9 protein-coding genes are annotated in these 11,888 nt (G+C 74.1%); 2 read left to right on the plus strand and 7 right to left on the minus strand.

What is annotated here, in order from left to right; genetic code table 11:
• Positions 1-6: 6 nt before the first annotated feature.
• The 6 genes from ASG05_RS03415 to ASG05_RS03440 form a co-directional block, all read right to left on the minus strand.
• Complete coding sequence (locus ASG05_RS03415) at positions 7-2,319, minus strand: transglutaminaseTgpA domain-containing protein (RefSeq protein WP_157490032.1); 2,313 nt, start codon at positions 2,317-2,319, stop codon at positions 7-9.
• Positions 2,312-3,640, minus strand: coding sequence for a DUF58 domain-containing protein (locus ASG05_RS03420; RefSeq protein WP_056257315.1), 1,329 nt, complete (start codon positions 3,638-3,640; stop codon positions 2,312-2,314). Before ASG05_RS03420 ends, ASG05_RS03415 begins: the two co-directional genes overlap by 8 nt.
• Positions 3,641-3,642: 2 nt before the next feature.
• On the minus strand, positions 3,643-4,671 hold the full coding sequence (locus tag ASG05_RS03425; protein ID WP_082486301.1) for a MoxR family ATPase: 1,029 nt from the start codon (positions 4,669-4,671) through the stop codon (positions 3,643-3,645).
• Positions 4,672-4,700: 29 nt separating this feature from the next.
• Positions 4,701-5,183, minus strand: coding sequence for a pantetheine-phosphate adenylyltransferase (coaD, locus tag ASG05_RS03430; protein WP_056257317.1), 483 nt, complete (start codon positions 5,181-5,183; stop codon positions 4,701-4,703).
• 82 nt (positions 5,184-5,265) lie between these two features.
• On the minus strand, positions 5,266-7,476 hold the full coding sequence (locus ASG05_RS03435; RefSeq protein WP_056258369.1) for an ATP-dependent DNA helicase RecG: 2,211 nt from the start codon (positions 7,474-7,476) through the stop codon (positions 5,266-5,268).
• A 59-nt stretch (positions 7,477-7,535) separates the two neighbouring features.
• Positions 7,536-9,242, minus strand: coding sequence for an acyl-CoA dehydrogenase family protein (locus ASG05_RS03440; protein ID WP_056257321.1), 1,707 nt, complete (start codon positions 9,240-9,242; stop codon positions 7,536-7,538).
• Between the two features lie 238 nt (positions 9,243-9,480).
• On the opposite strand from ASG05_RS03440, the gene rsmD reads away from it, so the two are divergent.
• On the plus strand, positions 9,481-10,056 hold the full coding sequence (rsmD, locus tag ASG05_RS03445) for a 16S rRNA (guanine(966)-N(2))-methyltransferase RsmD (RefSeq protein ID WP_056257324.1): 576 nt from the start codon (positions 9,481-9,483) through the stop codon (positions 10,054-10,056).
• A gap of 31 nt (positions 10,057-10,087) precedes the next feature.
• Here rsmD and thiL read toward each other — a convergent pair whose 3' ends face one another.
• Positions 10,088-11,107, minus strand: coding sequence for a thiamine-phosphate kinase (thiL, locus tag ASG05_RS03450; RefSeq protein WP_056257326.1), 1,020 nt, complete (start codon positions 11,105-11,107; stop codon positions 10,088-10,090).
• Between the two features lie 24 nt (positions 11,108-11,131).
• Between thiL and ASG05_RS03455 the strand changes: the two genes are divergently transcribed.
• A complete protein-coding gene (locus ASG05_RS03455; RefSeq protein WP_082486305.1) occupies positions 11,132-11,695 on the plus strand; it encodes a DUF3515 family protein in 564 nt (187 codons plus the stop codon).
• The last annotated feature ends 193 nt before the right edge of the window (positions 11,696-11,888 follow it).

Below are 11,888 nucleotides of genomic sequence, written 5' to 3' on the forward strand. Positions count from 1 at the left end.
GGGAGTTTACGCCGTCGAACCGGACGTCGCCTCCGTGCCGCCGACGAGCGATCGCGGTGCGATCGTCGCCGCGACGCGCTGGCCGGGGGACGAGGAGGCGCGGAGCCCGTCGATCACGCGACGCGCGTCCGCCTGCACCCGGCCGGCCGCGGGCTGGGCACCGAAGCGCTCCGCCTGCAGGGCGTCGAGCAGCGCGGACGTCGCGACCCGCGCCTCCTGGACCCTGGCCCCTCGAACCCTCGACGTGCGGACGGGCGTCGACGCCGGGGCGGCGCCGTCGGCCCCGAGCCGCGCGAGCAGGAGGTCGGCGACGGCCGGCGGCGTGAGACCCGACGTCACGGGCACGCCGAGGTCGCGGGCCGTGTCGACGACCTCGTGCCAGGCGTGGAGCGCGAGGTCGGGCGGGGCGGCGGACAACCGGCGGCGCCGACGACCGGCCCGCAGGCCGGAGGGCACGACCAGGCCAGCGAGCAGCAGGGCGGCGAGCAGCGACAGGGCGATCGACGGAACCGGGCCGACCCCCGTGCCCGCGCCGGACGCCCCCGACGTCGGGGTGGCGCTCGCGCCCGGGGCCGCCGTCGTCGGAGCAGTCGTCGCCGAGGGCCCCGTGCTGGCCTCGGGAGCCGTGCTGGCGTCGTCCGAGGGGACGTCGCTCGGTTCGACGCCGGTCTGCTGCAGGTACTGCTGGGGGGCGCCGAGCCCGACGGTCGGCTCGAACGGCACCCAGCCGAGGCCGGCGAAGTACAGCTCGGGCCAGGTGTGGAGGTCGTCGCTGCTGACCTGGAACGCCGCGTCGTCACCGACGCCCTGGAGGTTGCCCGGCAAGAAGCCGACGGCCACGCGCGACGGGATGCCGAGCGTGCGGGCCATGACCGCCATGGCCGAGGCGAAGTGCACGCAGTAGCCGCTCTTCACCTGCAGGAAGGTCTCGATCGCGTCGAGGCCGCTGCCGTCGTAGCCGCGGTCGACGGGCGTGTCTTCCGAGTACGTGAAGTCGCCGTCGCGGAAGTAGTCCTGCAGCTCGACGGCGGCGTCGAACGGGTTGGCGGCCCCGGTGGTCACCTGGGCCGCGAGGTCGATGACGCTCTGCGGCACCTCGTCGACCGAGAGGTAGGCCGTCATGTCGGGCCCCGCGTCGTCGAGCGAGGCGACGACCTGTTCAGGGCTCGGGTCGACCGGGCGGCTCGTCACCTCGTACTCGAGCCCCTGGGTGCCCTCGGAGTCGCTGCGCACCGTGACGCCGCTCTCGTCGACGAACCGCCACTGGTCGTCGAGTCCCTCGATGCTCGTGGGCGGGACGGGAACCGGCAGGTAGGGGCTGCGGAGGGCGCCGACGGTCACGTCGGTGACGACGTCCCGTCGCGCGGTGCCCGGGTCGATGCCGGGCGCGTCGGGCAGGGCGTCGAGGGTGTTCAGGGGGTCGAGCTGCACGTCGGCGGGGCTCCAGGTCCGGCCAGAGAAGTCGACGAGGTCGACGAGCTTCAGGTACTGGCCCTGCGCGTCGTCGGTGCGGTACGAGAGGACGGTCACCGGCGCCCCGCGGCGCAGGTCGTCACCGAGGTCGATGATCGGGTTCACCCCGGTGGCGAGGCCCGTGCCGGTGCCCGACCCGGTCAGCGGCGCCACGCCCGACAGCGGGACGACGGCCGTCAGCAGGCCCGCGACGGCCACCGACGCCGCGGCGCCGACGAGACCCGCCCGCGACGGCCGACGGCCGGTCGACACCATGAGCAGCACCAGGTAGGCCAGCACCGTCGCCACGACCCAGGGCCAGCTCGTGGCGACGTTCGGCACGAAGGTCGGCACGGCCAGCACGAGCGCCGGGAAGAGCCCGGTCATCACGGTCAGCTGCCCGACGCTCGACAGCAGGTCGGTGACGACGGCGACGACGAGCACCGAGAGGGCGACCGTGACGAGCAGCCCGTCGTTGACCTCGACCGGTGCCGACCCGTCGACGATGGCGGCGTTTGCCTGCGCCGAGAGCTCGGGGAGGCGCGCGAAGGTCGCTCCGGTCGGGACGACGCCCAGCAGGGCCGTGCCCCCCGAGGCGAAGGCCGTCGTGACGAGGGCCCCGGCGACGGCTCCGACGACGACGCCCACCCACGACGCCGTGCCCAGGGCACGGAGGACCAGTGAGGCGCCGAGCACGACGCCGGCGACGACGGCGCCGGCCACCCACCAGCCGACCCCGACGAACACCGGGTGCAGGCTGGCCAGCGAGAGGACGAGGACGAGCCAGAGCAGCACCGAGGTCTGCCACCGGGCCGTGGCTCCCGGCACCGCTCCGAAGAACCCCACGCGAGGCGACGGGTCAGTCATCGAGCACTCCTGCACGGGCGATCAGTCGTCCGACGTCGTCGCTCGAGTCGGCCTCCACGACCCGCCACCCGGCGTCGACGAGTGCCCCGGCCACCTCGTCCGGGGTCAACACGGGACCGGCCGCGCGGTCGGCGCCGTCCGTCGCCCGGGCCGGGCGCGAGGTGAGGCCGGTGCCGAGCGGCAGGGCGGGCGTCACCACGACGGCCACGGCCGACGACCCGACGGCCCGCGAGGCGACGAGCAGGTCGAGCTCGAACCGCCTGAGGCCCGACACGACGGCGACCACGGGTTCGCGGGGCGACGGAGCGGGCGCGGGCGCACCGAGCTCGTCGTCGAGGCGGAGGTCGGCGAGGTCGTCGAGGAAGACCGTCGTCGAGTCGGGGTCGTGCCGGGCGACGAGCGACCCGTCGGGCGTGGCGAGGACGGTGAGCGACCCGGCGTGCCCGACCTCGACCGCCACCGTCGCGGCGAACGACACCGCCCATTCGAAGGCGTCGCTGACGAGCGGGATCGTCGGCGCCGCGGCCGTCGACCGGAAGCCGCTCGAGGGCGGCACCGTCGGCCGGGCGTCCGACCATCCCTCGGCCGCGACCGCGATCACCACCCGGGCGCTCGGCAGGCCGTGCTGCTCCTCCTGCCGGACCATCAGTTCGCCGTGGCGGGCCGTCGCCTTCCAGTGGACGCGTCGCATCGGGTCGCCCCGGCGGTACTCCCGGGTGACGGGGTCGTCGTCGCCACCGGCCAGGCTGTGCTCCCGCTGTCGCCGCGAGCCGTCGCCCAGCGCCCGCGACTCGCGACCGAGGCCGACCTCGACCACCTCGGGCACGACGACGAACTCGGCCGCACCGTCGGCGACGACGCGTCGTCGGGCGACGCCGTACGACTCGACCAGGTCGACGTGCAGCGGCCCGATGCGGTGGCGTCCGCGCGGCAGGTCGTGGTGGCGGAAGACCGCCGAGGAGGCGCGCCCCGGCACGAGCAGGACGGCTGCGGCCTCGGAGTCGGCAAGGCGCCCGAAGGGCAGCTGCTCGCGGACCCGCACCGTGCCGGAGGTCCGGCTGCCGCGGGGCAGCACCGACACCGTCTCGACGGCGGACCAGCCGGCCACGCCACGGTCGGGCGAGAAGCGACGGGCGACCCGGACGTCGACCATGCGGAACAGCAACGACACGGTGACGGCAACGGTCAGCACGACGAGCGTCGTGCCGGCGAAGACGAGCGCCGGCGCCTGGAGCAGCCAGCCCACGAGCACGACGAGCACGCCGCCGGCGAGCACGCCGACGCCCCGGCCGGTCGGCCTGGGGACCCCACCCCGCTTCACGGTCAGCGCGCGTCGGCCGGGTCGCCGAGCGGCACGGCGGTCCGTTCGACGACCTCGGCGACGAGGTCGTACGCGGCCGAGACGGCTCCGGCACCCGCCCGACCGGCGAGGATCACGCGGTGCCCGAGGACGGGACCGCTGAGGGCGTCGACGTCGTCGGGGACGACGTAGCCACGGCCGTTCAGCGCGGCCCACGACTTGGCGGCCCGCATCAGCTGCAGCGTCGCCCGGGGGCTCGCCCCGAGACGGACGTCGGGGTGCACCCGGGTCGCCTGGACGATGCGGACGGCGTACTCCTCGACGGCCTGCGCCGTGTAGACGGTGCGCACCGCCGCGATCATGCGGGTGAGCTCGTCGAGGGAGACGAGCGGGCGCAGGACGTCGAGCGGGCTGACGCGCTCGCGCTGCTGCAGCATGCGCAGCTCGCTGCGGGCGTCCGGGTAGCCGAGCGAGATGCGGGCCATGAAGCGGTCGCGCTGCGCTTCGGGCAGGTTGTAGGTGCCCTCCATCTCGACCGGGTTCTGCGTCGCCACGACGAGGAACGGTGAGGGCAGCGGGTGGGTGATGCCGTCGACGGTGACCTGGCGCTCCTCGAGGCTCTCGAGCAGGGCCGACTGCGTCTTGGGCGAGGCCCGGTTGATCTCGTCACCGATGACCACGTTCGCGAAGACGGGGCCGGGCTTGAACTCGAACCCGCCGCTCTGCCGGTCGTAGACCGAGACGCCCGTGATGTCGCTCGGCAGGAGGTCGGGGGTGAACTGGATGCGCGTGACCGTGGCGTCGACCGCCTTGGCCAGGGCGCGGGCGAGCTGGGTCTTGCCGACGCCGGGGACGTCCTCGATCAGGAGGTGCCCTTCGGCCAGCAGCACGGTCAGCGCGGTCGAGATGGCGCCGTCCTTGCCGTCGATGACGGTGGCGACGGCCTCGAGGATGCCCCGGGCCCGCTGCTGGACCTCGTCGAGCGACATCTCGGGCCCGGCCCCGGCAGCTCGGACGGCGGGGTCGACGGTCGGGTCGTTGGTCGTGGTCATCGCGTCGTCCTCGGTCGGGTGGGTCGGGGTCAGGTGGTGCTGAGGTACGCGGCGACGGCCTCGGGCACGTAGGGCGAGACGTCGCCGCCGAGCGACGCGACCTGGCGGACCAGCGAGCTCGAGACGTGCGCGTGGGCGGGGTCGGGCAGGAGGAACACGGTCTCGACGCCGGCCAGGCTGCGGTTCATGATCGCCATCGGGGTCTCGTACGCGACGTCGACCTGGGAGCGGATGCCCTTGACCAGCACGCTCGCGCCGACCTCGGTGCAGTAGTCGACGAGCAACCCGACGCTCCAGCTGTGCACCGTGACGGTGTCGGGCAGACCCGCTGCCCTGAGGGAGTCGCCGAGCAGCGAGACCCGCTGCGCCAGCGGCAGCAGGGCGCTCTTCTCGGGGTTGTGCACCACGAGGACGTGGACCTCGTCGAAGATGTTGGCGGCCCGGGCGATCACGTCGACGTGACCGAGGGTCACGGGGTCGAACGAACCCGGGACGACGGCGATCCTGCTCATCCGGTCACTGTATCCCGCCGACCCCGGACGGACACCCAGGCCGGACCCACCGTCGAGGACACGTCACGCATCGTCTGCCGGCTCAGTTCTTGCCCATGGCCTCGCGGCCCCGGTCGTCGAGTCGCCGGGCGATGGCCGCGGCGAGCGCGGGATGGTCGACCAGGCGGGGGTCGGCCTCGAGCACGTCGGCGGCGTGCTCACGGGCGAGGCCGATGAGGTCGCCGTCGCGCGCCACCCGCAGCAGGCGCAGCGAGGACCGCCCGCCCGACTGCAGGTTGCCGAGCACGTCGCCCTCGCGGCGGAGCTCGAGGTCGACTTGCGCGAGCTCGAAGCCGTCGAGCGTCGCCGCGACCGCGTCGACGCGCTCACGTGCCACGGTCTCGGCCGCCGCGTGGGTGACGAGCAGGCAGAGCCCCGGGTGCCCCCCTCGCCCGACGCGACCCCGCAGCTGGTGCAACTGCGAGACGCCGAAGCGGTCCGCGTCGAGCACGACCATGGTCGAGGCGTTCGGCACGTCGACCCCGACCTCGATCACGGTGGTGGCGACGAGCACGTCGACGTCACCGGCGGCGAACCGGCGCATGACGTCGTCCTTCTCGTCGGACGACATGCGGCCGTGCAGCGGTTCGATGCGCAGGCCCTGGAGCACGGGGATCGTGGGCACCCGTGCCATGACCCCCTCGACGCTGGCCCGCTCGGGCGCCGGCGCCTCGGCCGCATCGGCGTCGGGCGCATCGTCGTCGGACGCGACGTCGCCGTCGGGCGGGTCGCCCGGTTCGGCCGTCACCGCGTCGATCGCAGGGCAGACCACGAACACCTGTCGCCCCTTCGCCACCTCTTCGGCCGAACGCTGCCAGATGCGACCGCCCCAGGTCGGGTGGTCGGCGAGCGGCACGACGAACGACTCGATGGCCTGGCGCCCCGTCGGCAGCTCGGCGATCGTCGAGACGTCGAGGTCGCCGAACACCGTCATCGCCACCGTCCGCGGGATCGGCGTGGCGGTGAGGACGAGCACGTGCGGCGGCGTCGCCCCCTTCTTGCGCAGGGCCTCGCGTTGGTCGACGCCGAAGCGGTGCTGTTCGTCGACCACGACCAACCCGAGGTCGAAGAACTCGACGGTCTCGCTGATCAGCGCGTGGGTGCCGACCACGATGTGGGCCTGACCGCTGACGATCGACAGCAACGCCTTCTTGCGTTGCGCGACCGTCATCTGGCCGGTCAGCAGGGTCGGTCGCAGTCGCGCGGCCAGGTCGGGCCCGAGCGTCGCCGTGATGGACCGCAGGTGCTGCGCGGCGAGCACCTCGGTCGGGGCGAGCAGCGCCGACTGGCCCCCGCTCTCGGCGACGGCGAGCATGGCCCGCAGGGCGACGAGGGTCTTGCCCGAGCCGACCTCGCCCTGGACGAGGCGGTTCATCGGCACCTCGGCCTCGAGGTCGCGGGTGATCTCGTCGCCCACGAGCCGCTGGTCGCCCGTCCGCTCGAAGGGCAGGGCGGCGTCGAAGCCGGACAACAACCCGTCGGGGGCGGCCCGACGTGGCGTGGCCGCCGAGCGGCGCACGAGGGCCCGCTGCTGCAGCAGCGCGCTCTGCAGCACGAAGGCCTCGTCGAACCGCAGCGTGTCACGGGCCGTGAGGTGGTCGCGATCGGTCTCGGGCCGGTGGATGCGCTCGTAGGCCTCGGACACCGGCATCAGGTCGAGCTCGGCGCGCACCGACGCCGGCACCGCGTCGTCGATCGGCGGCAGGCCGTCGAGCAGCACCTCGACCGACTTCTGCACCTGCCACGAGGCCACGGAGGCGCTGGCCGGGTAGATCGGGATCGGTTGCTTCGCCCACTTCTGGGCCTGCTGGTCGCCGACCCCGGCGACGGCCTCGTGCGAGGCGTCGAAGAGCTCGTAGTCGGGGTGGGCCAGTTGGCGCAGCCCCCGGTAGTCGCCGACCTTGCCCGCGAAGATGCCGCGGGCACCCGGCACGAGGTCCTTCGCCCGCCAGGCCTGGTTGAAGAACGTGAGCGTGAGGATGCCCTGCCCGTCGCCGATGCGCACCTCGAGGATCGAGCCACGGCGGGCCCGCATGGTGCGCTCGCGCACGTCGAGCACCTGCGCGACGATCGTGACCGACTCGCCGAGCGGCAGCTGATCGAGGGCCGTGAGCTCTCCGCGTCGGGCGTACCGCCGCGGGAAGTGCGTCAGCAGGTCACCGACCGTGCGCAGGCCGAAGGCCTTCTGCAGCGCGGTGGCCGTGCGGCCCCCGAGGGCCCCGGCCAGCGACGCGTCGAGGGGTGAGTCGGGCACGGACACCACGCTAGTGCCCGCCCCCGACAGCGCCCCTCCCCTGACGTGGGCCGCGAGCGTCAGAGCGAGAAGGAGTACCCGCCGGAGGCGCGGGTCGCGGTCGCGAGGTCGGCCGTCTGCCGGTCGTCGTTCACCTCGAGGGCCCGCAGCCGACGCCCCACCTCGCGCGCCGACTGCTGGCAGAAGCCGACGGCCAGGTGACGCTCGGCCTCGGAGTCGGCCCGCGCCTCCTGCAGGGCCGTCGAGGCCCGCGAGAGCACGGCCGTCTGCGCGTAGATGCCGCTGGCCGCGTCGGCGAGGCGCTTCTGCACGAGCTGCTTCTCTTGCACCTTCTTGCCGTGCTTGCGCAGGGCGCCCTCCGTGCGTTCGCGCAGCCGCGACACCTGTTCGCCGAGCTCGGCGGCCTGCTTCGCGAGGGCGGGGTGGACCCCGACGGGACGCTCGGGTCGGAGGCGACGCTGGACGCGGCCGGCGACGTACGGGGCGAGCACGCCGAGGGCCCGCCCGGGGTCGCCGATGCTCAGCGACGCCACGTCGGGCAGTTCTTCGCTCAGCGTCTTGAGGCCGTTCAGGGCGACGAACGCCCGCAGGACGTCGTTGGCGCCCTCGAAGATCGGGAAGATGCGGAAGTCGCGCAACGCCTTCGACAGCGGGTGGTCTGCCATGTAGGCCTCGCCGCCGTGCAGCTGCACGGCCCGGTTCAGCGCGTACCAGCCCGTGTCGCTCGCCGCGACCTTGGTCATGGCCGACTCGAGGGCGAAGTCGGTGTCGCCCCGGTCGACGAGACCGGTGGTGAGGTACGACATCGACTCGATGCCGTAGATCTGTCGGGTCATCCAGGCGAGCTTGTCGCCGACCATCTCGAAGTCGGCGAGGGGCCTGCCGAACTGGTGCCGCGCCTCCGTGTGCTCGAGGCTCAGCTCGAGGAACCGCTTCATGCCGCCGGCGATCGCCGTGCCCATCGACATGCGACCGTTGTTGAGCGTGTTGACGGCGATGCGGAAGCCGTCGCCCGGCTCGCCGAGCAGGTTCTCGGCGGGCACCCGGACGTCGGTGAAACGCACGCGTTGCAGGTGGTTGGCCTTGAGGCCGTGCGTCTCGAACCGCGGGCCGGTGCTCAACCCCTCCGTGCCCTTCTCGACGATCAGCGCGACGTGGCCGAGGTCGCTCTGCGCGAAGACCGTCAGGACGTCCTTGTCGCCGTTGCCGATCCACCGCTTCTCGCCGTTGAGCACCCAGCTGCCGTCGGCCTGCCGCTCGGCGCGGGTCTCGAGGGCGTAGGCGTCGCTGCCCACGTTCGGCTCGGTCAGCACGAACGCGGCGAGTTTCCGACCGCTCGCCAGGTCGGGCAGCCAGCGCGCCTTCTGGTCGTCGGTGCCGTAGAGGTGCAGCGGCTTGGTGCCGATCGACTGGTGCACGCCCATGACGGTGGCCAGGGTGCCGTCGACCCGGCCGAACTCCTCGTACACGCGGCAGTAGGCGCTCTGGCCGAGCCCGAGACCGCCGTACTCCTCGGAGACGAAGAGTCCCATCAGCCCCCGCTCGCCCAGCTCGCGCACGAGGTCGTCGCCGATCCACCCCTCGCGTTCGGCCTTCAGCGGGTCGTAGCCCGCGAGCACCTCGCGGGCGGACGCCGACACCGTCTCGACCCGGGCCTTCTCGGCCGCGGTCATGCCGGGGTACGGGAAGACGAGCTCGGAGGCGATCCGCCCCGCGAAGAGCGACTTGGTGTACGAGGGCCTGACGGTTCGATCGACGATGGTCATGGCACCCGATGCTGTCGACGCCGGCGGGTGCGGACAACTCAATTGTGCAGGTCCGACGACCGCGCCGGGCGGGCGACGGCGATGCGTTGTCGGGATGCTCGAAGCGCGCCCCCCGGGCACTGCGTCGGACCGGGGCCGCGGCCCAGCCGGAGCGGCGCCGTCGCCGGGTCGGGCCCGCACCGTCGTCCGGTCGGCCGTGCGATCGGACGGGCCACGGCGACCTGGCATGGTTGACCCCATGTCCCGCATCATCTCCGGCTTCGCCGACAACCTCTCGCTCGTCGTCCCCAAGGTCGGGACGCGCCCCACGAGCGACCGGGTGCGCGAGGCGCTCTTCTCGTCGCTCGACGCCCGTGACGAGATCCGCGGCCGGCGCGTGCTCGACCTCTACGCCGGCACCGGGGGCCTGGGGCTCGAGGCGGCGTCGCGGGGGGCCGCGTCGGTCGTGCTGGTCGAGAAGTCACCGGCCGCGGCGAAGGTGCTGCGCCGCAACGTCGAGTCGGTGCTCGCCCGGGCGCCCCGCCCGCCCCGGGGCACTCCCCCGCGCGTCGACGTCGTCGCCCAGCCGGTGCGGTCGTACCTCGAGGGCGGGTCGGCCCTCGTCGACCTCGTCTTCTTCGACCCGCCGTACGAGCTCTCGGCGGCCGACCTCACCGCCGACCTCGTCGCCCTCCTGCCCTCGCTCGACGAGCAGGCCCTCGTCGTCGTCGAACGCGCGTCCCGCGACGGCGAGCCCGGTTGGCCGGACGGCCTCAGCCTCGACGTGAAGAAGCAGTACGGCGACACGACCGTCTGGTTCGCGCTGCGCGACTGATCCGACGGACGAGGAGGCGCGGGTGGCCTCGTCAGCCCTGCCCTCCGGACCACAGGCGGTACGGGTCCCACCCCCCGGCCTCGCCGAGGTCGGAACCGTCGAGGGTGACCCGGGGCGCGCCTCCTGCGGCGTCGCGGACCGTGCCGACGGCGCGGAAGCCGCCGGGCAACGGCGCGCCGGGCGGGAACGTGGCGAAGAGGGAGTGGTCCTCGCCGCCCGAGAGGGAGAGGCGCACGTCGTCGCCGAGGGCGGCCGCCGTCAGGTCGACCACCACGTCGCCGGCCCGGGCGACGCGGCCCGCGTCGAGGGCGAGGCCGTCGGACAGGTCGAGCATCGCGGTCGCGCCCGCGATCGCCGCGGCGCGCCCGTCGGCGACGGGCGGCGTGGGGGCGAGGTGCCAGCCGACGTCGGCGTCGCGGGCGCGGAGAGCCGCGGCCGCGGAGGCGTCGGGCCGCCCCTCGTGGTCGACGCCCAGGCGGAAGAGCAGGTCGAGCCCCCGGGCGGACCGGCCGAGGGCCCCGGAGACCGCGACGACGTCGCCGGGCCGGGCGCCGTCCCGTCGCACCGGGGCGCGCCCCTCGAGGTCGCCGAAGGCCGTCACCGCGACCGTGAAGGTCGGTGAGACCGAGAGGTCGCCGCCGACCACGCCCGCCCCGGGGGCCATGACCGCGCAGCCCTCGCGCAGCCCGTCGGCGAACGCCTCGAGCTCGGCCACGGGCGTGTCACCGGGCACCGCGAGGGCGACGACCAGGGCCGTCGGCCGCGCCCCCATCGCCGCCACGTCGGCCAGGTTCGAGGCGGCGGCCTTCCAGCCGAGGTCGTGCGGCGTCGACCAGGCGCGACGGAAGTCGGGGCCGTGCACCATCAGGTCGGTCGTCACGACGAACCGGGCGTCGGGGGCGGCCACGACGGCTGCGTCGTCGCCCGGGCCGAGCAGGGTGTGGTCGCCCCGCGGCAGACGCGGCAGGATGCGCGCGAGCGTGGCGAGCTCGCCGACTCCCTCGACGGTGTCGTCGGCGTCCGGGCGGGGGTCCGTGGAGCGTCGTTCCATGTGCTGAACGGTAGCCTGGTTGCGATGTCGAACCCGTCCTCGCTCCTCGCCCCGCGCCTCCGTCCCCGCCTCCGCGTCGCGGCCCTGGCGCTCGTCACGGCGGGTCTCGCGACGACCCTCGTCGGCTGCGCCCAGGCCGTGCCGATGCAGCCCGCCGACGGGGCGAACGACCCCTCGTGCGCGCAGGTCACCGTCCACCTGCCCGAGGTCGTCGACGACGGGCAGGGCCGGCGCGAGACCGACGCCCAGGCCACGGGCGCCTGGGGCTCTCCGACGAGCGTGTTGTTGCACTGCGGCGTCGAGACGCCCGCGGTGTCCGACCTGCCCTGCTACGACATCCAGGGCGTGGACTGGCTGGTCGACCAAGATCCTGACGACGCCGAGACCTCGATCCTCACCACGTACGGCCGCGAGCCGGGCGTACAGGTGATCGTCGACACCACGAAGGCCAACGGCGGCAACGTGCTGCGCGACCTGGCCGACGCGGTCGGGTACCTGCCGAACGACGGCAAGCAGTGCGTCGGGGCCGGCGACCTGCCCGGCTCGGCCGGCTCGGCCGACGAGCCCTCCGCCACGCCGACGCCGTAGCGCCCGCCGGGCCGCGCGTTCGTTCCGCCGTCCGCCTGCACGCCGCCGGGCCACGCCACGAACGACGCGCGCCGCGACGAGATCTCGTCACGGCACGTGCACGTCGTGGTGCCTCAGCGTCGCGCTGTGGGCGAGCACTGTGCGTGCAACCCGAGCGGTTGCCCCTTGCTCGAGCCCCACTCGTCCGTTATTA

It is taken from the genome of Frigoribacterium sp. Leaf186 (assembly GCF_001423905.1).
Classification (GTDB): domain Bacteria; phylum Actinomycetota; class Actinomycetes; order Actinomycetales; family Microbacteriaceae; genus Frigoribacterium.